The organism is Streptomyces sp. NPDC001068 (assembly GCF_042897315.1).
Taxonomy (GTDB): domain Bacteria; phylum Actinomycetota; class Actinomycetes; order Streptomycetales; family Streptomycetaceae; genus Streptomyces.
The window spans coordinates 239,671-263,137 of the sequence record NZ_JBIAYD010000013.1 but is presented as its reverse complement, the minus strand read 5'-3'; the positions used below and the strand labels follow the sequence as shown (position 1 = coordinate 263,137).

Annotated in this window: 14 protein-coding genes; 2 read left to right on the top strand and 12 right to left on the bottom strand. The window is 72.4% G+C overall.

Going from position 1 to position 23,467, the window contains the following annotated elements; genetic code table 11:
* Positions 1–2: 2 nt before the first annotated feature.
* The 12 genes from ACFY3I_RS33970 to ACFY3I_RS33915 all read right to left on the bottom strand — a co-directional run bounded on the left by ACFY3I_RS33970 (position 3) and on the right by ACFY3I_RS33915 (position 20,930).
* Positions 3–1,538, bottom strand: coding sequence for a right-handed parallel beta-helix repeat-containing protein (locus ACFY3I_RS33970; protein ID WP_390864834.1), 1,536 nt, complete (start codon positions 1,536–1,538; stop codon positions 3–5).
* Positions 1,535–3,520, bottom strand: a complete 1,986-nt coding sequence (locus ACFY3I_RS33965; protein ID WP_390864833.1) for an alginate lyase family protein — start codon at positions 3,518–3,520, stop codon at positions 1,535–1,537. The genes ACFY3I_RS33970 and ACFY3I_RS33965 overlap by 4 nt, the downstream gene beginning before the upstream one ends.
* Entirely contained in the window at positions 3,517–5,703 is a 2,187-nt protein-coding gene (locus ACFY3I_RS33960) for a bi-domain-containing oxidoreductase (RefSeq protein ID WP_390864832.1), read from the bottom strand. The genes ACFY3I_RS33965 and ACFY3I_RS33960 overlap by 4 nt, the downstream gene beginning before the upstream one ends.
* Positions 5,704–5,719: 16 nt before the next feature.
* Complete coding sequence (asnB, locus tag ACFY3I_RS33955; RefSeq protein WP_390864831.1) at positions 5,720–7,654, bottom strand: asparagine synthase (glutamine-hydrolyzing); 1,935 nt, start codon at positions 7,652–7,654, stop codon at positions 5,720–5,722.
* Between the two features lie 3 nt (positions 7,655–7,657).
* Positions 7,658–9,211, bottom strand: coding sequence for a Wzz/FepE/Etk N-terminal domain-containing protein (locus ACFY3I_RS33950; protein WP_390864830.1), 1,554 nt, complete (start codon positions 9,209–9,211; stop codon positions 7,658–7,660).
* Complete coding sequence (locus tag ACFY3I_RS33945) at positions 9,208–10,581, bottom strand: YveK family protein (RefSeq protein WP_390864829.1); 1,374 nt, start codon at positions 10,579–10,581, stop codon at positions 9,208–9,210. The genes ACFY3I_RS33950 and ACFY3I_RS33945 overlap by 4 nt, the downstream gene beginning before the upstream one ends.
* Entirely contained in the window at positions 10,578–11,843 is a 1,266-nt protein-coding gene (locus ACFY3I_RS33940; protein WP_390864828.1) for a glycosyltransferase family 4 protein, read from the bottom strand. Before ACFY3I_RS33940 ends, ACFY3I_RS33945 begins: the two co-directional genes overlap by 4 nt.
* Positions 11,833–13,149, bottom strand: a complete 1,317-nt coding sequence (locus tag ACFY3I_RS33935; protein ID WP_390864827.1) for a nucleotide sugar dehydrogenase — start codon at positions 13,147–13,149, stop codon at positions 11,833–11,835. Before ACFY3I_RS33935 ends, ACFY3I_RS33940 begins: the two co-directional genes overlap by 11 nt.
* A gap of 73 nt (positions 13,150–13,222) precedes the next feature.
* Entirely contained in the window at positions 13,223–14,701 is a 1,479-nt protein-coding gene (locus tag ACFY3I_RS33930) for a sugar transferase (RefSeq protein WP_390864826.1), read from the bottom strand.
* 940 nt (positions 14,702–15,641) lie between these two features.
* The gene (locus ACFY3I_RS33925; protein ID WP_390864825.1) at positions 15,642–17,159 is read right to left on the bottom strand and encodes an FG-GAP repeat protein; all 1,518 of its coding nucleotides are present in this window, start codon (positions 17,157–17,159) and stop codon (positions 15,642–15,644) included.
* Positions 17,160–17,451: 292 nt separating this feature from the next.
* Complete coding sequence (locus ACFY3I_RS33920) at positions 17,452–18,420, bottom strand: D-2-hydroxyacid dehydrogenase family protein (protein ID WP_390864824.1); 969 nt, start codon at positions 18,418–18,420, stop codon at positions 17,452–17,454.
* A 296-nt stretch (positions 18,421–18,716) separates the two neighbouring features.
* Positions 18,717–20,930: an MMPL family transporter gene (locus ACFY3I_RS33915; RefSeq protein WP_390864823.1), complete on the bottom strand. Its 2,214-nt coding sequence runs from the start codon at positions 20,928–20,930 to the stop codon at positions 18,717–18,719.
* Positions 20,931–21,026: 96 nt separating this feature from the next.
* Between ACFY3I_RS33915 and ACFY3I_RS33910 the strand changes: the two genes are divergently transcribed.
* Entirely contained in the window at positions 21,027–21,623 is a 597-nt protein-coding gene (locus ACFY3I_RS33910; RefSeq protein ID WP_365285353.1) for a TetR family transcriptional regulator, read from the top strand.
* A 201-nt stretch (positions 21,624–21,824) separates the two neighbouring features.
* Complete coding sequence (locus ACFY3I_RS33905) at positions 21,825–23,318, top strand: glutamate decarboxylase (protein ID WP_390864822.1); 1,494 nt, start codon at positions 21,825–21,827, stop codon at positions 23,316–23,318.
* The last annotated feature ends 149 nt before the right edge of the window (positions 23,319–23,467 follow it).

The following is a 23,467-nucleotide window of genomic DNA, read 5'->3' as shown; positions in this document are numbered from 1 at the left end:
TCTCAACCACCGGCCTGTGGATCGAGGGTGCTGCCCGTGTCCTGCCGGTAGGGATCGCTCTGCCACTCCCCGAAGTCGAGCACCTGGCTCGGATCCCGGGCGACGAACTTCCACGACCCGACGTAGACGTTGCGGTGCCAGCGGTTGTCCTGTCCGCGGGTGATCGCCTCGGCCACCTTCTCGCCCTTGTACGGCGACCAGTCCGGGTAGGTCCCGTAGTTGGACAGCACCGCCATGCGGTCGCACATCTCCGTGCACGCGACCACCGACTTGTCGAGCACGAACCGGTTGTCGTGGATGTCCACGCGCTGGGTCTTCCAGCGGCAGTCGGCGTACAGCGGCGCCCTGGCGATCGCCGGCTCCGCGCAGCGGCTGGTCTTCTTCACCAGCAGCGTGCAGTCGCCGGAGGAGGTGTTGGCCGGACTGTTGCAGAACCGGTCGGCGTTCTCCCACAGGGTGATCCCGGACCAGTTGTCCTCCAGCACGTTCCGGTAGATGTCGATCTTGTCGGTGCGGGCCCGGACGCGCGGTTCGCCGCCGGACTCGGAGAGGTAGACGGTCGCGTACGGGAAGTTGTCGCCGCGGTCGGCGTACCTGCGGCCCTCCACCCAGTTGTTCCGCCGCATCGTGTTGTTCCGGATGATCGCGTTGTAGCTGGTCTCGTAGATCAGTGCGGCACCGGCGTTGCCGTCGAGCACGTTGTTCTCGATGAGGAAGTCGTTGTTGTCGGTGTCCGCCCACAACCCGGCTCCGCGGTTGTCGTGCACCCAGTTGCCCCGCACGTCGGCGCCGTCGACGGCCCAGAACTTGACGCCTCCGGAGCAGCCACAGCCTTCCTGCCGGCGTTCCCAGTCGTCGGTGTTGTTGCCCGTGATCTCGTTGTCCTCGACCACCAGGTCGTGGATGCCGCCGCCGCCCTTGTAGGCGTTCATTCCGTACTGCCCGTTGTCACGAAGGCAGTTGGCGCGGACCTGCTGGCGGTCACCGGCCATCAGTCCGGCCCCGGAGTTGTGCTGGATCGTGGAGTGCTCGATCACCCAGCCGTCGGCCGAGTCGTGGTTGACGACGCCCTCGTTCTGCGGTGCGACGAAGTGCTGCACGGTCAGGTAGCGGATGGTGACGTCGCGGGCGGTGCCCGCGAACGCGTACTGGTTCTTCTTCCCGCCGTCGAGCACCGCCCCCGGCGCACCCACGTAGTGGTCCCCCTTCTTGGGGAGGACCTGGGCGTAGCGGTCCGGGTCGAGCCGGTGCCTGCCCGGACGGAGCCAGAACGTGGTGTCCGGCGGGCTGTTCCTGGTCTTGGCCGCCAGGTCGCCGACCACCGAGGGGTCGACGGTCACCGCTCCCGCGGGCGCCTTCGACGGCCCGGCCGCGGGCGCCGCGCACACCCGGGCCACGGCCCGCGCGGCGGATGTGGACGGCGCGGCGGTCGGCTCGGCGGGCGGTGCGCCCGAGGTGCTCTCGCAGCCGGTCACCGTCAGCAGGGCGAGCACCAGTGGTGCCGCCGCCCATGCCCGGTGCCGCCTCTCGTTCCTCACGCGTCCCCCTGGCCGCCGAACCTGAGCACGGTGGTGAAACCGTCCGTGCCCCCGGCGGCACCGGTGCCGGTGCGGCCGGTGCCGATCAGGGTGGTGGTGGGTTCCTTGCGCCCGAATCCCGCGGAGTACCAGCCGAGGGGCGGGTCGCTCTCGCCGCGGTGCGCCCGCCAGGACAGCTGCCCGGGCAGATCGAGCACCGCGGAACGCCCCTCGCCGTCCCGGATCCAGGTGAGCACCGCCCGGTTCCCCACCAGGTCCGCGGCGACGGCCGGGCCGAGGTGGAACGCCAGCCGCGCGGCCCGGTCCGGGCCGCGCACCTCGTCGACCACCGTCAACTCCCCGCTCGTGGGCGCCAGTTCCACCCGGCGGCGGTGCACGGATCCCTGGTACCCGTCGTGTTCGGCACACCAGCGGGCGGCTCCGTCGCCGGAGGTGTCCGCGGTCAGGACGCGGGTGCGGGCATGCCGGGTCCACAGGAACGGCCCGCCGGAGACGGACTGGTCGGTGCCGTCCAGTTCCAGCGTGTTGTGGCCGAGGGTGGACCGGAAGTACCGCCGCCAGTGCGGCTGCCCGTGGTAGCAGAAGGTCCCCGGGTCGGCGAGCACGTCGACCCCGTCGTGCCGGACCTCGACGGACAGCGCGTCCGCGTGGGCGTGCGCGGCGATGGACAGGAAGCCGTGCGGGCCGCCGTCGCAGCGGCACCAGATCTCTCCCGGTCCGCGCAGCACGGTGAGCCCCGCGTCGGCGAAGTGGTCGGGCCGCCGGGCCGGGCGGGAGGCGGCCGGTGCGGTCCCCTCGGCCGGGTACGGCCGGACGAGCGCGGCCAGCAGCGGGGTGCGCACGTCGGCGGCGGTCACCTGCGGCCACCAGTCGAGCCGGCCGAACACGGCGTCGCCGGTGGCCAGCAGCGAGGCCCAGCGGTCGGTGCCCGCGCCGTCCACGACCAGTCCGTGTCCGTCGTCGGCGTCGCCCTGGCGCGGCGGCCGCAGCCGGCTGTCCACGACGGCCGCCAGCGCGTCGGTCATCCGCAGCAGCACCAGCCGCACGGACGCGGGGACGGGTACGTCCGCGGCGTCCGCCTCGGCCAGCGCGGCGAGGCCCAGTTCCAGCACGAGTCCGTGGTACTCGCTGGCCAGCTCCCGGTTGAGGCCGGAGCCGAAGGTGTTGGTCCGCAGGTGCCGGTCCAGCGACCGCAGCGCGTCGGCCCGGCGCCGCCCGGAGTCGGGGAACCAGTCGAACGCGCAGGCCGCGGCGAGCTGCCCGGCGGCCTCGGCGATGACGTGGTTGTTCGCCGAGGAACCGCGGCTGGGGAAGGCGGCCAGCCAGCGCTGGTGGTGCCAGATCTGGTCCAGCGCCTGCGGGTTCTCCTCGAACAGCCCCGCCGCGCCCGGCCATTCGTCGAGCAGCCGGCGGATCCACACCCACGACAGCAGCCGGATGCCCAGCTCGATGCCGCTGATCCAGTGCACGCCCCGCAGCGGCGGGTTCGCCGTCCACCATGACCTGAGGTGCTCGGCCACCCGCTCGGCGTACCGCTCGTTCCCGGAGACCGCGTAGGCGGCGGCGAGCACGGTGAGGTGGTGGTGCCGGGACAGCTCCCAGATCTGCTTGATGTCCCCGGCCGCCTCCTCGTCGCGGTACGGCACGTCGAAGGAGTAACCCCCCGGAGCCCGGCGTCCGGTCTTGGGGTCGTACCACCAGTCCGGGTCGACGAGGTCGTCGCGGACCACTCCGAAGTACTCGGCGTGCCCGAACATCAGCCGGTCGGCCTCGGCCACCAGCCGCTTCGCGGCGTCCGGCGGCACCGCGGCGACCGTCCCGGCGGGCAGGACGGCGGTGAAGCGGGCGCCGGTCACGGCCGGGCGGTCGGGCAGGCCGGACCGCCACCGCCGTCTGCGCACCGTGTCGCCCACCCGGCCCGCGATCTCCGCCGGCCCCATCCGGGACAGGCGTCGCAGGTACCAGCCCGCGCTCATGGTCATCTCGTCCTCGCCAACGTCACGGGCGCGCCGCCGGCCAGGCCGGTCTGCACGGCGAGGGTGGCCGCGGTGGTCGCGACCAGTGACTGGAGCGGTACCGGCATCGGCCCGCCGGTGCGCACCGCCTTGATGAACGCGGCCAGTTCGGCGTTCTGGCCCTTGTCCCGGGCCTTGGGCAGCCGCGAACTCACCCAGCGCTTGCGGCCGTGGACCGAGGCCCGGACGAAGTCGTCGAGCCGGAGCACCTTGCCGTCCGCCACCAGGTCGAGCGTCTCCTTGGGGAAGCCGGGCGCGCCGGTGGTGACGTAGCTGATGGTGGCGGTGGATCCGTCGGGGTAGCGCAGCACGATCTGCAGGTCGTCACTGCCGGAGGTGGCCACCGAGTAGACCGAGACCGGGTCGGCCTCCAGCAGCCAGCTGGCCGTGTCGATGAAGTGGCCGCCCTCGCCGGCGAACCGTGAGCCCTCGGTGCCCTGCTGGAGGTACCAGCTGCCGTGCTGGAGCCGGCCGGCGTTGACCAGGTAGCGGAGGTTCGCCGGACCCGTCCGGACGCCGAACCGGTCCTTCGCCTCCTGCAGCAGGGGGGAGAAGCGGCGGTTGAAGCCCACCTGCAGCCGGTCGTTGCCGGACTCCTCCACCGCCGCGAGGACGCCGGCCAGTTCGTCCTCGGTGAGCGCCAGTGGCTTCTCCACGAAGACCGTCTTGCCGGCCAGCAGTGCCTTGCGGGTCAGTTCGGCGTGCGAGCTGTGCCGGGTGACCACGAACACCGCGTCGACGGACTTGTCGCCGAGGACGGCGTCGAGGTCGGTGGTCGCCTCGGCGAAGCCGAACTTCCGCTGTGCGTTGGCCGCGGAGAGCGCCGTCGTGGTGACGACTGTCGACAGCTCGACACCGTCGCGCTGGGCCAGGTGGGGCAGCAGCATCGACGTCGCGTAGTTCCCGGCGCCGACGAACGCGAGGCGCACCGGTGACGCGGCGGCCCGGACCAGGGTCGGCGCCGTCCCGCCGTGGCGCACCGTCGGCACGGCCACCGACGGGGCCTCGGGTTCGCTCTCGGCCGTCCGGCCGGGGTAGCGGAACAGCACGGCCACGGCCTTCAGTTCGCCGTCCTTCAGCCGCCGGTACGTCTCGACCGCGTCGTCGAAGTCGGCGACGTGGGAGATCAGGGGCTCCACGTCGACGCGGCCGCGGGCGACGAGGTCGAGGAAGCACGCGAGGTTGCGGCGCTCGGTCCAGCGCACGTAGCCGATCGGGTAGTCGCGTCCCTCCAGTTCGTACTCCGGGTCGTAGCGTCCGGGGCCGTAGGACCGCGAGAACCGGACGTCGAGTTCCTTCTCGTAGTACGCGTTCCACGGCAGGTCCAGTCGGCACTTGCCGATGTCGACGACCCGGCCGCGGTCCCGGCTGAGCCGCGCGGCGAGCTCGACGGGCTGGTTGCTGCCGCCGCCGGCGGCCAGGTACACCTGGTCGACGCCGTGTCCGTCGGTGAGTTCGGCGACGGCGGCCTCCACGGCCGCGGACCCGGGGTCGCCGCAGGCGGCGGCGCCCAGTCCCGCGGCGAGTTCGCAGCGTGCCGGGTCGGGGTCGGCGCCGACGACGCGGACTCCGGCGGCGGTCAGGAGCTGGACCACCAGTTGCCCGATCAGGCCGAGGCCGATGACCAGGGCCACCTCGCCGAGCTGCGGCTCACCCCGGCGGACGCCCTGCAGCGCGATCGACCCGACGGTGCCGAAGGCCGCGTGGCGCGGGTCCAGGCCGTCCGGCACCGGGGTGTAGAGGTTCTTCGGCACCCAGTTCAACTCGGCGTGCAGGGCGTGCTCGTTGCCCGCGCAGGCCACCAGGTCGCCGACCTTCACGTCGTCGACGCCGGCGCCGACCTGCTCGACCACCCCGCACAGGGAGTAGCCCAGCGGTGTGTAGGAGTCCAGCTTGCCCATCACCTTGCGGTAGGTGGCGGGCACCCCGTTGGTGGCCACGCTCTGCATGACCTTGGCCACCTGGTCGGGCCGGGAACGGGCCTTGCCCAGCATCGACATGCCGGCCTCGGACACCTTCATGAGCTCGGTGCCGGTGGAGATCAGCGAGTAGGCGCTGCGCACCAGCACACCGCCCGGCTTGCACCCCGGCACCGGAACGTCGAGCACCGCCAGCTCGCCGCTCTTGTAGTTCTGTACGACCTGCTTCACCCGAACTCCTAGATTCCTAAGCCGTCATCCGAGTGCGCTGGCCGGACCCGGAGGTCGCGTCGCGATACCAGTACTCGAGAGTCAGTACGTGCCACAGATGCTTGGAGAAGTCCCGCTGCCCGGCGGCGTCCTCCGCGACGAGCCGCGCCAGCGCGTCGCGGCGCAGGAACCCGGACTTCACCAGCAGGCCGTCCTCGACCACCTCGCGCACGAGCGGTGCCAGGTCCCGGCTCATCCAGGCCCGCAGCGGGGCGCTGAACAGGCCCTTGGGCCGGTACACGATCTCCCGGGGCAGGACGGAGGTGGCCGCCTCCTTCAGGACGGCCTTGCCCTGCCGTCCGACGATCTTGCGGTCGCCGGGTACGGCGAACGCCGCCCTGACCACCTCGACGTCCACGTACGGCACCCTTACCTCGGTCGAGGCGGCCATGCTGGAGCGGTCCGTGTACGTGAGGTTCAGACCCGGCAGGAACATCCGGGCGTCGGTGAGGCACATGCGGTTGACGAAGTCGTCGAGGTCGTTGTCCTCGTACACGTCCGCGTGCTCGGTCAGTACGTCCTCGACCGTCCCGGCCAGGTCCGGATCGAGCAGGGCGAGCAACTCCTCCTGGTCGTACATGGTGTAGCTGCGCCGGAAGGCGGTCTCCTCCGGCAGGTCCGCGAAGGAGAGGAACCGCTTGGCGAAGCGCACCGACCGGTAACCGCGGCGGCTGGAGGCGACCGGCAGCCGGTCCACGGCTCCGGAGACCCCGCGCCGCAGCGCCCGCGGGACCCGCTGGTAGCGCAGCGCGATCAGGTTGGCCAGGTGCTTGCGGTAGCCGGCGAACAGCTCGTCGGCGCCCATCCCGGAGAGCATCACCTTCACCCCGGCCTCGCGTGCGGCCATGCAGATCAGGTACGTGTTGATCGCGGCGGGGTCGCCGATCGGCTCGTCCAGGTGGTACGTCATCCGCGGCAGCATGTCGAGGACGTCCGGGGCGATCTCGATCTCGTGCAGGTCGACGCCGAACCGCTCGGCGACCTGCCGGGCGTAGCGCAGGTCGTCCGGCATCGCCTCGAACCTGGCGTCCTCGGCGCGGAACCCGATGGTGTAGGCGGAGATCCCGGGCTGGTGGCGGGCCGCGAGCGCGGTCAGCCAGCTGGAGTCGAGGCCGCCGGAGAGGAAGGTCGCCACGGGCACGTCGGAGAGCAGGTGGCGCCGGGTCGACTCCTCGACGATCGCGGCCAGGTCCGGCTGTTCACCGGCCAGGGCCCGCTCCCGGCCCTCGGCGGCGACGTCCTTCAGGTTCCAGAACCGGCCGCGTTCCACCCGGCCGTCGGGCCGGCAGCGCAGCCAGCTCCCGGGCGGCAGCTTCTCCGCCTCGCGCAGCGCGCACCGCGAGTCCGGCACCCAGTAGTAGAGCAGCGAGGCCACCAGGGCCGCCTGGTCCACCTCCAGCGGCCGGCCGGTCGCGGTGGCGAGCGCCTTGAGCTCGGAGGCGAACACCAGGCCCGGGCCGCGCCGGAGCAGGAACAGCGGCTTGATGCCGAGCTGGTCGCGGGCGAGCACCAGTTCGCCGGTGCGCTCGTCGAAGACGCCGAACGCGAACATGCCGCGCAGCCGGGGCAGACAGTCCGTGCCCCAGCGCCGCCAGGCCTCCAGGAGCACCTCGGTGTCGGAGGTGCCGCGGAAGCGCACCCCGGCGGCGGCCAGTTCGGCGCGGAGTTCGGGCGCGTTGTACAGCTCGCCGTTGTACGTCAGGACCAGGCCGTCGGAGGCCATCGGCTGGGCGCCGGTGTCGGACAGGTCGACGATGGCCAGCCGGCGGTGCCCGAGGTGTACTTCGCCGTCACCCACGGGGTGGCTGTACCGGCCCGCCCCGTCCGGGCCGCGGTGGGCGAGGGTGTCGGTGAGCCGGTCGGTCACTTCCTTTCCGTCCGGCCATCGGTAGGTCCCTGCGATGCCACACATGTGCTACCGAGCCTCCTGGTCGTTTTCCGGGCCCCGGGCGGCCCACACCGGCTGCCGCTCCGCCCGTCGCTGGCCCTCCCCCACCGCCTGAACGGCGTGGGAGGCACCCCCGCCCGGCTGCCTGGCCGGCCGCTCGCTCCGGCCGCGCAGCGCGGTGTGCAGCCCGTCCCACAGGGTGCCGTCGGTCCGGTCCCGCGGATCGGGGTCGATCAGCACCACACCGATCACCGCGATGCGCTGGTCGGCGAGCTGCCGTGCCACGGTGTGCAGCCAGGCGGCGCTGCCGTGCCCGGCCCGCACCACGAGCACGGTCCGGGTGCCGAGGTACTGGAGGTCGGTCCACGCCGTACCGGGTGCCACCGAGCCGACCCCGATCAGCCGGTCCTGGGGCGACACGGTCGCAGCACGCTCGGCGCCGACCACGGTCGGGTCGCCCGGCTTCTGGCGGCGTCCCGTCAACTGCGGGCGGGGCAGGGCGTCGACGACGGTCACCGGGCCCTCCGCCGCCATGGCCCTGGCCAGGTCGAGGGCGATCACGGCGGCGGCGCGGGGGCAGCCCAGTTCCAGCAGCGACACCGGTTCCGCGGAGCCGCGCGCCGCGCGGGTCAGGGTCACGGTGAGCCGTTCCCGGGTCAGCCGGGTGCGCCGGCGCTGCCAGGGCCTGCCCTTGCGCCGGGGCAGCTCCGCGATCACGGAGGCGCCCAGGCCGGCCGCGATGTCGCGGCGCAGCACGGGGCGGTCCGCCACCACCGTGCCGACCGCGGCCAGCGCGAGACCGAGGAAGAGTCCGAGGACGAAGCCGATCGCCGCGTCGGTGGCCGCGGCCTTGGGCAGGGAGTGCCGCAGGGCGCGCGGGTCGTCCACGATCTGGGTGCCGGCCACGACCTGGGGTGTGCCGGTGCGCGCGTCGGCGGCGCGCTCGTCGAAGTCGGCGATGCGCGAGTTGAGTTCGGCGCGGCGGGCGAAGAGCGACTCGAGACTGGCCGACGCCTTCGGGTCGCCGTCCGCCGACCGGTTGCCGATCTGCTGGTTGACCTGGGCCAGTTCGTCCCGCATGCGGTCGCGCTGGTCGAGCAGGGCCTGCGCCTCGGCCTGCGCGGTGTCGCGCATCCGCCGCACGTGGTCGGTGACGAACGCCTCGGCCAGGGCCTTGGCGCGGGCCACCGCCTGGGCGTCGGTGTCCCCGGTCACGGTGATCTGCAGCAGGTTGTTGGTCAGGCCGGTGCCCCGGTAGTCCTGCATGAAGTCCTCGGGCTTCTGGCGGGACTTGAGGGCCTGCAGGGCCTTGTCGGCGATCTGCGTGGTCTGCAGCAGCTGGACGTCGGTGCGGATCAGCGTCCCGGTGTCGTTCGGCTGGTCCTCAGCGTGCGCGACCAGCACGGTGGTCACCGCGGTCGGCGACGGCGGCAGCAGGACGGCCATCCCGGCGCCGGCCAGCAGGCCGAGGGACGCCATCGAGTACCAGAGGCGGCGGCGTCTGCGCACCGACACGACCAGGGACTGCAGGTCGACGAGGGGCGGGTTGGCCGACGACTCGTCGGGCGTGCTCGTCGTCATGCCGAACCTCCCGTCACAGGGCCGCGCACCGCGAGCGCGAGCGTGGCGTCGTCCGGCGGCTGATGGCCGGCGGACCGTGTGTCACGGACCCGGACGGGGTCTGCGACGACGATGCCGAGGAGCTCGTGGCCGCCGTCCGCGCACGCCTCGGCGATGCCGGCGAGCTCCTCCGCGGTCCAGGCGGCCGCGCTGAGGACGACCAGGGCACCGGACTCGGTGTCGCGGTCCGGCACGACCGGCCGGTCCGTCGGCACCTCCACCACCCGCAGCTGCGGATCGCTCTTGGCCTCGGCGGCGAGCTGGTCGGCGGCCCGGCGGGCGATCTCGTCGCCGTCCGGTACGACCACCAGCAGCCGCCGCGGGGCGGGGAGCCGGTCCCGGAGACGGGCGCACACCCGCCGGTAGCGGATCCGCCGGGCCGCCTCGTCGTCGGATCTCCGCGGGGCCGGCACGTCCCAGCGGGTGTCGACGCCGAGGAGACGGCGCAACCGGCTCCGCCGGGCGGCGCCGTCCGGCCGGTGCGCGCCGCGACCCGTGTCGGGCACGTCGACGGTGCCGAGCAGCGCCGAGCCCAGCGCCGTGGTGATCTCCGCCTCGGTGCGCAGCCGGCGGTTCATCCGGGCCGCGGCGAGGTGGCCGATCACCGCGAGCAGGAAGAAGAGCAGCGCTCCCGCGACGATGAGCTGGATCCTCGTCGGCGGCGCCTGGCCGGTCGGCCGGGCCGCCGGTCCCATGACGACCATGCCCGCCTTGTTGTTCGCCGGGTCGGCCTCGTCCAGCTTGGTGATGGCCTCCTCCAGCGAGGTACTCAGCTTCTCCAGCTCGGTCCGGGCCTGCACGCCCTCCACGGTCTGCCCCGGGTCGGCCGCGTCGGCCAGTTCGGTGATGCGGCGGTTGGCCTCCTCGACCTGCTTGCGCAGCGCCTCGGACTCCGTGGCCGCCGCGGTGTCGGTGCCGCCGCCCACGATCCGCGAGGCGAACTTGACGAACTGCGCGGCCACCGCGTCGGAGAGCTGCTGTGAGCGCTTCGGGGTCTCGGCCGTGCCCGAGATCTTGATGATGTTCCCGTCGGCCGCCGCGGCGGTCACCCGGTCGTGCAGCTCGGCCGCGGTCACGTCCCGCCAGCCGAGGGCGGCGGACGCGCGGTCCACCACCGTCGAACTGGTCGCTATGTCGACCTGGGTGAGCAGCTCGCGCTCTTCCCACTGTCCGGGCAGCAGGACCGACGCCGACGTCGTGTACCGCGGCGGGAACACCACCGAGGCGCCGTAGCCGACCAGCCCGCCCACGACGGCGATGACGACGAGAAACCGCCAACGCCGACGGAATATCCGTCCGATGGTGATCAGACGTATCGATTCCTCGCTCAACTGCGCTGCCTCTTCCCTGTGCGTACCCGATCAGTCGCCGGCGCCGGAGTGTGGTCACGGCAGGCGGCGGCGTAGGCGGCGAGCAGAGCGGCTTGCGAGTTCTGCCAGGAGAGCGGGCCGTTGACCCGCTCCTGGCCGATCTTGCCCATCCGGGCTCGCTTGTCCGGATCGTCCAGGAGCAGCGCGATGAGCTCGGCGAACCCGGCCTCGTCGTCGTCGGCCGCGTAGACGGCGGCCTCGCCGGCCGAGACGCGCGCCTCCTTCAGATCGAACGAGACGATCGGCCGGCCCATCGCCATGTACTCCAGGACCTTGTTCATGGTCGACACGTCGTTGAGCGGATTGCACGGGTCGGGAGAGAGGCAGACGTCCGCGGTGGACAGGTAGCGCACCAGGTCGGCGTCCGGGACCCGGCCGGTGAACTGCACCTGGTCGTCGAGTCCGAGCCGCCCGGACAGCTCCACCATCGCGTCGAAGGCGTCGCCCGAGCCGACGAACACCGCATGCCAGTCGGTCCGCCCGAGCTCGTCGCGGAGCCTGGCGAGGGCCCGCAGGGCGTAGTCGACACCGTCCTGGGGGCCCATGACCCCGAGATAGCACAGCAGATGCGGCTTCCCGCGCTTCAACTCCGGTTCCGACGGGACGGGTTGGAACCGTTCGATCGCGGGCGCGCTGCGCACCACGAAGACGTCCTCGGGCCGTCGGCCGCCGCGGCTCATCGCGACCTCGCGGTAGCTCTCGTTCGTGGCGAGGACGACGTCCGCGGCCCGGTAGGTCCGGCGTTCCAGCGCGCACACGGCGCGGTAGAGCAGGTCCTTGCCGCGGCCGAACCGGGAGAGGTACAGCTCGGGTACCAGGTCGTGCTGGTCGAAGACGAACCGTGCGCCCTGCCGCTGGAGCCGACGTGCCGTCAGGAACAGCAGGTCGGGCGGGTTGCAGGCGTGGACCACGTCGACCGGGCCGACCCTGCGGGCCAGCCGTGCCGTGTGCCGGAGCGCCGAGCCGTACTCCTTCAGGTAGCCGGCCGGCCCTCCGGTGGCCGCGCGCAACGGGTAGCGGTGGATCCGCACCCCGTCGATCACCGTCTCCGGCTCCGTGTCGCGCTTGCTGCCCTGCGGACAGATGACGTGCACCGTCCAGCCCGCGTCGCGCAGGGTCGTGCACTCCTGCCACACCCGGCGGTCGAACGGCACCGACAGGTTCTCCACCAGGATCAGCGCGCGCCGGCCGGAGCCGGCGCCGCTCGTCGCTTTACCAGGCAAGGCCCACGTACCCCGGTTCGGTCCGGCGCGTCTCGGCGTCGGGAAGGCGGATGAGGTCGACGATCACCGGTCCCTCGCCGTGGGGGAGGGCCGCGAGCACGGCCGGGTCCCTGGTTCCCACCAGGCAGACCTCGGCGTGGTCGAGCACCTCCTCGACGGAGTCCGCGAGCAGCTGCGCCAGGTGCGGCAGCCGGGTCTCGATGTACTCGCGGTTCGCCCCGATGAGCCGGGAGAGGCTCACGTTGGTGTCGTGGATCCGCAGGTCGTACCCCTTGCCGAAGAGCCGCTCCGCCAGCTCGACGAGCGGGCTCTCGCGCAGGTCGTCGGTGCCGGGTTTGAAGGACAGCCCGAACAGGCCCACCCGGCGCTTGCCGGTGCGCTCGACCAGGTCCACCGCGCGCTGCAGGTGGTCGGAGTTGGACGTCAGCACGTGGGAGAGGATGGGGACGGAGACGTCGGCCCGCTGTGCCGCGTGGACCAGGCTGCGCAGGTCCTTGGGCAGGCAGGAGCCGCCGAAGGCGAAGCCGGGCCGCAGGTAGGCGGGGCTGATGTTCAGCTTGCGGTCGGCGAGGAACACGTCCATCACCTGGTGCGAGTCCACCCCGAGCGCCTGGCAGACCGCGCCCAGCTCGTTCGCGAAGCCGATCTTGAGGCCGTGGAAGGCGTTGTCCGCGTACTTGATCGCCTCGGCCGTCGGGACCGGCACCCGGAACACCTCGCCGGGCAGACCCTCGTACAGCTTGAGCACCTCGTCGCCGCTGGCCGGGTCGAGTTCGCCGATGACGGTCTTCGGCGGGTCCAGGAAGTCCCGCACGCTCGTGCCCTCGCGCAGGAACTCCGGGTTGACCGCGACCCCGAAGTCCACCCCGGCGGTGCCGCCGACGTTCTTCTCCAGGATCGGCACCAGCAGGTTCAGGCAGGTGCCCGGGAGCATGGTGCTGCGGAACACGACGGTGTGCCGGCCGCCGCGCTCGGCGAGCGCGGCGCCGATCTCCTCGGTGACCCGCTCCAGGTACGTGGTGCACAGGCTGCCGTTGGGCTCCGAGGGAGTACCCACGCAGACCAGCGACACCTCGCTGTTCATGATCGCCTCGCGGACGTCGCGGGTGGCCCGCAGCTTCCCGCTCCGCACGACCTCGGCGAGGAGTTCGCCGATACGTTCCTCCACCACCGGTGCCTTGGCGTCGTTGACCAGGTCCACCTTCACCTGGTTCACGTCGACCCCGATGACCTCGTGGCCCATGCCGGCCAGGCACGCGGCTGATACGCAGCCCACGTAGCCGAGCCCGAAAACGCTGACTCTCATGACCCGTCTCTCCCCCCAGGCAGGCCCTTGTGGCCTGCGGTCCGCGCGTCGGCCCGGCGCTGCTCCCCGCCCATCAGTAGGCCCCCTGTCCATGGAGCACCGCCCGCATCGTCTTCCACAAGATCACCGTGTCGAGGGCGAGCGACCAGTCCTCCACGTACCGCAGGTCGAGGCGGACCGCCTCCTCCCACGGCAGGTCGCTGCGTCCGCTGATCTGCCACAGGCCGGTGAGCCCGGGCTTGACCAGCAGCCGGCGCCGGATGTCCGGGTCGTACGCGGCGCACTCCTCCGGCAGCGGAGGCCGTGGGCCCACCAGCGACATCGCACCGCTGAGCACGTTGAAGAGCTGCGGGAGCTCGTCGATCGAGTACCGGCGCAGCACCGCTCCCACCCGGGTCACCCGCGGGTCGCGGCGGACCTTGAAGAGCAGTCCCGCGCCCTCGTCGCGGTCGGCGAGCTGGGCTCGCGCCCGGTGGGCGCCGACCACCATCGTGCGGAACTTGAGGATCGTGAACTCCCGGCCGTCCTTGCCGACCCGCCGCTGGCGGTAGAAGGCCCCGCCCCGGCTGTCCGCCAGGACGAGCAGCGCGACGGACGCCATCAGCGGCGCGAAGAGCATCAGCAGGAGGGCCGCGCCGACCCGGTCGACGACTTCCTTGATCGCCCGGCGGCCTCCGGTGAAGGTCGGCAGGCTGACCCGCAGCAGCGGGATCCCGAGCACCGCGTCGACGTGCAGCCGGGGACCGGCCACCTCCATCAGCACCGGGGCCACGACCATCTCGGCCTCGCTGCCTTCGAGGTTCCAGGCCAGCCGCTGCAGCCGGTCGGGCGTCCAGTGCGGGTCCGGTGTGACCGCGACGACCCGGAAGCCGTCGTGCCGGACGTGCTTGGCGACGTCCGTCAGCCCGCCGACGACGGGCACGCCGTCCACCTCGTCGCCCTCGGTTCCGCGCCCGTCCGTCGTGCACACCGCCTCCACCCGCCAGCCGATGTGCGGGTACTTGCGGGTCCGGTTGATCAGGTCGCGCACGGTGTCCGGACTTCCGGCGGCGAGCACCGGTCTCAGGCACCGGCCGTCCTTGCGCCGTCTGTGCAGGCACAGCCGGAGCACATACCGCGCGGTCATGGTGACGAGCCCGATCGCGGGGATCGCCACGAAGATCCAGAGCTTGATGTTGCGCGAGGTCAGGGCGATCCCGCCGAGCGCGAGGACGACGGTCGCCGCGAACAGTGAGCGGCCGAGCCGCCGGAACTCCTCCGCGCCCTGGCCGAGTACCGCCGGAGCCCACGACCTGCCCACCACGAGGGCCGCCAGCACCAGCAGTTCGGTGCCGAAGGCGAGAATCCCCCATTTCTCATGCCAGTTGGCCGCGTCCCGGGCCCCGAAGAATTCGCCGATCGCCCCCACCACGACGGCGGTCGCCACCGTGTCGCTGATGATCACGGTACGCCGGTACCGCTGTTCCCAGTCGTTCGTCAGCCGGCCGATTGCACTCTTCGCCAGACGCTCGCGCGCCGGCGGCAAAGAGCCGACTAGTCCCCCCTGCCGCACAGAAACCCCCCGGTCCCCAGTGGTTCGACATGGTGCGCTGACACGGTTCCTCCCCCGAGAGGCCCCCGCCTCCCGCACGCTTCCGTCTCAGGGAGCCCCCCGGCTCCCCGCACCGCGCTGTTCCTTGCGCGGGCGGCCCCCACCCCCCGCGTACGACATCCCGGCAACATCCGCGCTGTTTGAACAACCCGCCCTTGGCGCAGCGGACTTGCATGCCCTGCATGGCACTCGACCGGTGCGGAACCCGTCGAGCCTCCGAGCGCTCCCCGCACTCGAGGCCCCTCTCGGGCCGCAGAAGTCGATCACCCCCACGGCCGGCGGTCAGGACACGGCCACTGGCCGTCCGTACCGTCGGACCCATAGATCATCATTTGTCGCCTCGTGTCCCAGCATGCGAAGCACGGTCAATCTAGACCATCTACGCCCGCCTGAAGAGAGGGCTGTGTGGAATTTGTGCTCATGATTTGAAGTCGGGTCAACGGGCGGGGCATGACCTGTGCATGCTCTGACGACGGAGGACACGCGGTGCGACCTGCCATGATCTGGGTTTTCCACGGCACCGGGAGAGACAGCCACGCGGTAAGGTCAACTGGCTGACAAACATGGCCTGTTCGGCGGATTATCGTCGTGTGGGCGCGGTCCGCGGCCGCCGTGACGGCGGGAGCGACCGGATCTTCACCACTCCGCTCGCGCGAGCGGACGCCGAGGGCGGGTGGCCGCGGACGGCCGTTCTCGACCGAACGGGCGCCATGACGTCGGCTCTGTGGCGCCGAAGTCGTGCGGACTGCGGGCCGAATACGTACGGGTGTGACCGTCACCGGAACGCGCGGGCCGGCCGCGACGCGGACGAGGTGGCCGTCCCGGAGAAGAACCCCGCGAAGGCCACCTCGTCATGACGGTCCCGACCCGGGCGCCGGCCCGGGTCGGGCGACCGGCGCCGCTACGGCGCCAGGGTCTCACCGAAGCGGGCGTCGGGCACGGGGGCGCTCAGGGCCCCGCCGTTGAAGGACCAGGATCCGGTTCCGGTCGGGCCGTTGCCGGTGCCGGGGAAGACCCAGACGGCTCCGTCCCCGGTGTCCTCGCCCGGCGCGGAGGCGACCAGTTCGGCCTTGCCGTCCTTGTCGGCGTCGATGAGCCGGAGCGCGCCGCCGAACCCGTCGCCGTCCTCGTTGTCCCCGGGGACGGACGGCGTGCTCTGGCTGAAGCTGGCGAGGCTCCGAGGGGTGAGTCCCCCGGCGCTGCCGCGCATCACCCACGCGGTGCCCGGGTCGGTGAGGCTGTTGATGTCGTTGCCCGGTGCGCCGATCGCGGCGTCGGCATAGCCGTCGCCGTTCACGTCCGCGACGGTGACGGAACCGCCGAAGCGGTCACCGATCTTGTCGTCGCCGGAGGCTCCGACGGTGGTCTGGTTGAAGTGCTGGTCGGGGGACCCGGTGCCCAGACCGGCGGGCCCGCCCAGGTAGACGTCGACGGTACCGCCGTCGACCAGGACCCCGTTGAGGTCGTCGGTGTCCGCCGGCGAACCGAAGACCACGTCGGGGTAGCCGTCGCCGTTGATGTCGCCGGTGGCGCCCACCGGACCGCCGTTCAATCCGTGCCCGTACCTCAGGCCGTCGGGGCTGCCGGACAGGTAGCTGGCCGCGCCGAACGTCGCGACGGGAATGATCGATTCGGTGTCGGTGAAGGTGCCGAGCAGCACCACGTCGTCCGAGTTGCTCCTGTCGTAGTCACCGGCGGTGAGACCGGTGGGGGTGAAGTCCTCCGCCCACTTCCAGTCCATGGCGGTGGCCTGGAAGGTGCGCGTGCCGTCGGCGCCGGCCGTGAAGTCGTAGGTCGCGAGGGCGTTGTCGCTCAGCAGGGCGATTTCGGTGCGGCCGCCGTGGAAGCGGCCGGTGGCCAGGCCCAGCCCGAAGTGTCCGCGCGTCGTCGGGGTGGCGTCCTGCAGCGGCAGGGCACCGGTGGCCTGCAGCCCGTTGGCGGAGCCCCACAGGACGACCGCCGCCCCCGCGTCAGCGGTGGTGCCGATGTCCTTGCCCGGCATGCCGACGACGAGATCGGCGTAGCCGTCGCCGTCCAGGTCGCCGGACGCGGTGGTCTTGCCGAAGCCGTCGTCGGTCTGGGCCAGACCCGGTATGCCCGGAGTGCTCAGGCTGAACGTCGCCCGGCGGGCGGTGGACAGGCCGCTCGCGGACCCGTACAGCACGGCGACGTAGCCCGCGCCCTTCTGGGAGCTGACGGTGCCGCCGGGGGCGGAGATCACGGCGTCGGGGTAGCCGTCGCCGTTGAAGTCGTCGTGGGCCGCGGCCCCGGTCGCGGGTGCGGCGGGTGCCGGAGTCGCGGTCGCGGTGATCGTGGCACCGATGGTCAGCAGGACGGTCGCCACGGCCGGTCCGGAGAGCAGGCTCGCTCTGCCGCGGAGGGTTCTGGGCGATCTCGTCGTGGAAGGCGTACTGCGCACTTCGTGGCTCCTGGGAGTCGCGGGCGAGGGCTCGTGCCCCGCCGCCGCGAGGTTGGACCGTGCGGAGGCCCCAAGGGTTGTGCGCCGTCACTCCCGGAGATCCCGCCCCGGCCGGGCCGGGCCCTTCCCGGCCGCCGTGACGAGCGGGCCCACCGTCCGGGGCCGGACGCAGTCCGCGGTGGAACCGGTCTCCGGACCGGTCGTGCGAGGCCGCGTTGGCTGCCGCGACCCGGGCGTCTCACCCGCTTCCTGATGTCTCGTCAGCACCTCCGTGACAGCGAGTCGGTGCACGTCACGTCGACGCCGTCAGCAGCCGGACGGGGGCGCCGGCCAGGAACGCGGTGACGTCCTCCACCGCCTGCGTGTAGAAGGTGCGGTAGTTGCCTTCGCTGACGTAGCCCAGGTGCGGGGTGGCGAGGACGTTCGGCAGGGAGCGCAGCGGGTCGTCGGCGGGGAGCGGCTCGGTCTCGAAGACGTCGAGTCCGGCCCCCGCGATCCACCCCTCGCGCAGCGCGCGCAGCAGCGCCGGCCCGTCGACGACGGCGGCCCGGGAGGTGTTCACCAGGTAGGCGTGCGGCCGCATGGCACGCAACTCCGCCTCGCCCAGCAGCCCGCGCGTGCGCTCGGACAGCACCAGGTGGACGGAGACGAAGTCGCTGCGGCAGAGCAGGTCCCGTCTGCTCGGGGCGAGCCGGGCTCCGGCGGCGGTCGCGCGTTCCTCGGTGAGGTGCTCGCTCCAGGCCAGGACGTCCATGCCGAAGGCGGTGGCGATCCCGGCGACCCGGGTGCCGATCTTGCCGAGGCCGAGCAGGCCGAGGGTCCGGCCGTGCAGGTCCTGGCCCACGGTGGACTGCCAGGGGCCGCCTTCGCGCAGGGACCTGTTCTCGGCCGTGACGTTCCGGGCCAGGCCGAGGAGGAGCGCCCAGGTGAGTTCGACGGGCGGGGTGGGGCTGCTGGCCGTACCGCAGACCGTCACACCGCGGGCCGCCGCGGCGGCCAGGTCGACGGAGGCGTTGCGCATGCCGGTCGTCACCAGCAGGCGCAGCCGGGGCAGCCGGTCCAGGAGGCCGGCGTCGAACGGGGTGCGTTCGCGCATGATCACGACGATCTCGCAGTCCGCGAGTTCGGCGGCGAGCTCCTCCCGGTCGGCGATGTGCTCGCGGACCGTCCGCACCTCGACACGGCCGTCGAGGGGGCTCCAGTCCGCCAGGGCGAGAGCGGCGCCCTGGTAGTCGTCCAGTACGGCACAGCGAAGGGTCATGCGGACGTGCTGCCTTTCGTAGGGCCCTCTCGCGCGGGGCGAGCGGGTGCGCCACCGGGCGCGGGGGGGCGCCCCGGGCGCGGTGTCGCCCACGGGCGGATCGGTGCCGCCCACGGACGCGGCGGGGCCGAACCGGCCGACCGGCGTAACGGCCGACCGGGCTGACCGGGCTGACCGGCTGACCGGACAGGTGAATCCGCCGAACAGCGTGCCGAGGACGTGGACGGTGGTCCGGGCGGCGATCAGGGTACCCACCGGCCCGTCGGACCGAGTCCGCGGCCCGCCGCGCCGGCGGGTCAGCCCGCGGCCACCTCCCGCTCCCTGCGCTCGGGCTCCGCGGGCGCCGGTCGCGGCAGCCTCGCCCCCTCGATGTCCACGTCGAGCGTGAGCCGGTCCAGCCAGCCGGGCAGACCCCAGGCACGGCGGCCGAGCAGGGCCATCACCGCCGGTACGACCGTCATGCGGACCACGAACGCGTCGACCAGGACGCCGAACGCCAGCGCGAAACCGATGGACTTGATGATCGGGTCGTGGTTGAAGACGAACCCGCCGAAGACCGCGACCATGATGAGGGCGGCGGCGCTGACCACCCGGCCGCTGCGGGCCACGCCCTCGGTGACCGCCTCGGCCGCGTCGCCGGTGTGCTCGTGGTGCTCCCGCATACGGCTGACCAGGAACACCTCGTAGTCCATGGCCAGTCCGAAGAGCACCCCGATGAGCAGCACCGGAAGGAAGCTGGTGACCGGGCCGGCCGACGGGATGTCGAGCACGCCGTCGAGGTGGCCCTCCTGGAAGACCCACACGGTGGCGCCCAGGGACGCGGCGACCGACAGCAGGAATCCGAGGGCCGCCTTGACGGGAACGAGCAGGGACCGGAAGGCGATCGTCAGCAGGAGCAGCGCCAGGATCACGATGATGGCGACGAACAGCGGGAGCGCGGCGGACAGTTTGCCCGCGACGTCGATCGCGGCGGCCGTCGTGCCCGCGATGTAGAGGGTGCCGCCCGCCCTGCCGACGGTGGCGGCGTCGTCGCGCAGCCGGTGCACCAGGTCGGTGGTCGCCGGGGCGTCGGGACCGGTCTTCGGGACCACGGCGACGACGGCGAGGGTGGAGTCGTCGTTGGTGACCGGCGGGGCGACGACGGCGACACCCTGGTCGGCGGCCAGGGTCCCGCGCAGCGACTTCACGGTGGCGGCGCGGTCGGCGGCGGGGATCCCCTTCATGTCGACCACTGCGGTCAGCGTGGCGTTGAAGCCGGGCCCGAAGCCCTTCGTCAGCAGGTCGTAGCTCTTGTGCTGGGTGCTGTCGACGGGCTGCGAGGCGTTGCTGGGCAGACCGAGGCGGAGTTCGCGGGCGGGTACGGCGAGCGCGAGCAGACCGACCGTGCCGGCCAGGACGACGAGCAGGGGCTTGCGGGTGACCGCGCGGCCCCAGGCCAGGCCCCAGGAACCGGGGGCGCGTTCCCGCTCCGGGAGGCGGCCGGCGGGCCCGGTCCGGCGGGCGCGGGGACGCAGCCGGTCGCCGAACAGGCTCAGGACGGCGGGCACCAGGCTGACGGCGACCAGTACGGCGAGCAGCACCGTGGCCGCCGCGGCCAGGCCCATGACGGTCAGGAACGGGATGCCGGTGACCGCGAGGGCTGCCAGCGCGATGATCACGGTCGCCCCGGCGAAGACGACCGCGCCGCCGGCGGTGGCCACGGCACGGGCGATCGAGTCGGTCACCTCCTGCTCGGGGTCGGCGAGTTGCTCGCGGTGCCGGGAGATGAGGAACAGGGCGTAGTCGATGCCCACGGCCAGCCCGATCATCAGGGCGAGCACGGTGGCGGTACTGGTCATCTCGATCCAGCGGGAGACGAACTGCACACCGAGGACGCCGACGGCCACTCCCACGAGGGCGGTCAGCAGCGGCAGTCCGGCGGCGACGAGCGATCCGAGCGCCAGTGCCAGCACGGCGAAGGCGACCACGACGCCGACCACTTCGGCCGGTCCGCCGACCTCGGTCTTGACATCCATCGCCGAGCCGCCGAACTCGACCGTGAGACCGGCGTGGCGGGCCGGGGCCATCGCGCGGTCCAGGGCGTCCTTGGACGTCTGCGGCACGTCACCGGCCTGCTCGCGGAAGCGGACGTCCGCGTAGCCGATCCGCAGGTCCGCGGCGACCGTCCTGCTCTTGAGCGGGTCGGAGACGTCCAGAACACCGGGTATCCGCGCGGCCCCCTTCAGGCTCGCCGTCAGCGCCGCCCGGGTCCCGGGCGCGGTGAGCCGGCCGCCACCGGGGGCCTCGAAGACGACCCGGGCCACGCCGCCCGAGGCCTGCGGGAACTCCTTCTTCAGCAGTTCCTGGGCCCGCTGCGACTCGATCCCCGGCACCGAGAACTCGGTGCTCGCCCTCCCGTGCAGGGCGATGCCGAGCCCTCCGACGACGGCGAGCAGCAGCATCCAGACCGCGATGACCCGGCCACGGCGGCGGACGGCCCATCGCCCCCAGGTGTACAGGCGTGACGCCATGTTCCTCTTCCCTCTCGTTCGGCCGGTCGACAGATGACAACGTACGGCATTTTTACATTCGACTGTAAATACGCGTCCGATGGTAAAGTGCCGGTCATGATGAGCGAGGGTCTGCGAGAGCGTTCCAAGGCGCGCCGCCGGGAGGCGATCCTCAGGGCGGCCTACCGGCTGTTCGCCGACCGCGGCTTCGAGGCGACGACGATCGCCGACATCGCGGACGCGGCGGAGGTCGCGCCGCGCACGGTCACGCTGTACTTCCCGTCCAAGCTGGAGCTGGCGACCTCGCGGTTCGACTCGTTCACCGACCGGCTGGGGACCGCCCTGCGCGAGCGCGCGCCGGGACGCTCGATCGTGGACTCCCTGGAGCGCTGGCTGCGGGCCGAGGCGGCCGGCCACGGCGAGCTGGACGATCTCCACGAGCGCATGCTCGAACTCAACCCGCAGGTCAAGGCGGTGGCCAACACCCGCCTGGCGGACGTCATCCAGGAGGGCACACGCATCCTCGCCGAGGAGCGGGGCGACGCGCCGGACGACTTCGGCCCGCGGATGGCGGCCGCGGCGGCGGCCGCCGTGGTGTGCGAGGTGCTCTGCCACGCCCCCCGTGAGCGCGACATCGAGACGGCGATGGCGTTCCTGCGCGCCGGACTGGCCGCCCTCCCCGCCCCCCGGCCGGCCACCGGCCCGGGCCGCTGACTGCGGGCACCGCGCGGACGGCCGCGCCCGCCCCGTCGAGGGCGCGCCGCGGACCCGGCCAGTATGTGGATGGGAAAATCCAGTTCATCAGTCCGCAAATCGATCACTGGATCGGTGTAATCGGCACCGATGCCGGACCGAAAAGCGATCTAGCTTCGGAGTGCACGGGGCCGCACGGACCAGAAAGGCATCGAGGCACTCATGCCCATCCCGCATACCGACGTCATGACCGCACCCGAGTTCGACACCCTGACCGTCCCGCCCGACACCGAACCGGATCCCGAACCCGAACCCCAGACCGTCCGCCCACCCGCCGACCGTCCCCTGCGAGCGGCCGACCACCGGCCCCCGCACCAGGACCTCCCGCTTCCGCCGGCCGACCATCTGCTCATGCCGGTCGACGAGTTGCCCCTGAACGAGTCCTCGCCCGACGTGGCCGGCCGACGCGTCCGAGACGAACTCATGCTGGACGGCAACGCGCGGCTCAACCTCGCCACCTTCGTGACCACGTGGATGGAGCCGCAGGCACGGCAGTTGATGGCGGAGACCGCGGAGAAGAACCTGGCCGACCGCGCCGAGTACCCGCAGATCACCGCCATGGAGGAGCGCTGCGTACGGATGCTCGCCCGGCTGTGGCACGCGCCGCGCCCGGAGCGGGTCCGGGGCTGCTCCACCACCGGTTCCAGCGAGGCGGCCATGCTCGGCGGCCTCGCGCTCAAGCGCCGCTGGCAGGACCGCCGGCGCGCCCAGGGCAAGGACACCGCACGCCCGAACATCGTGATGGGCGCCAACGTCCAGGTGTGCTGGAAGAAGTTCGCCAACTACTTCGAGGTGGAGCCGCGTTACGTCCCGATGGAACCGGGCCGCTACCACCTCACACCGGACACGCTCACCGCCTACTGCGACGACAACACGATCGGTGTCGTCACCGTCCTCGGGTCCACCTTCGACGGTTCCTACGAGCCGGTCGCGGACATCTGCATGGCCCTGGACGGCTACCAGGAGGCCACCGGCACCGACATCCCCGTGCACGTCGACGGGGCGTCCGGGGCCATGGTCGCCCCCTTCCTCGACCCGGGGCTGCTGTGGGACTTCCAGCTCGAACGCGTCGCCTCCATCAACACCTCGGGGCACAAGTACGGGCACGTCTTCCCCGGCCTCGGCTGGGCGTTGTGGCGCGACGCCGACGCCCTCCCCGACGACCTGGTCTTCGAGGTCGACTACCTGGGCGGCTGCTCCCCCAGCTTCACCCTCAACTTCTCCCGCCCGGGCGCGCACGTCGTCGCCCAGTACTACAGCTTCCTGCGGTACGGCTTCGAGGGGCTGCGCAACCTGGCGGCCCAGAACCGGACGACCGCCCGCGCCCTGGCCGCCCGCATCCAGGGCATCGGGCCCTACCGGCTGGTCACCGACGGCTCCGAACTGCCCGCCTTCGCCTTCCGGTTGGCGCCGGGCCTGCCGGGCCCGACCGTCTTCGACGTCTCCCAGGCGATGCGCGCCCGCGGCTGGCACCTGCCCGCCTACACCTTCCCCGCGCCCTGCCAGGACGTCTCCGTACTGCGTCTGGTCGTCCGCACCGGCTTCACCGCCGAACTCGCGGGCATGTTCATCGCCGACCTGACCGAGGTCACCCGCCGGCTGTACGACTGGCGGCCGGCGACACCGCCTCCGCCGGCCGCGCCGGCCGTCTCCTGACGGCGGTCCGGGACACGGGGCGGGCGCCGTCGGAGTGCCGGAGCGCACCGGCCGCGGGCGTCTTTACAGCACTCTCACAGAACCCGCCCTGCGCTTGATGTTTCAAATGTTAGGCTCGCCGCCACTCCCCCCACCTGCCCCAGGAGAAT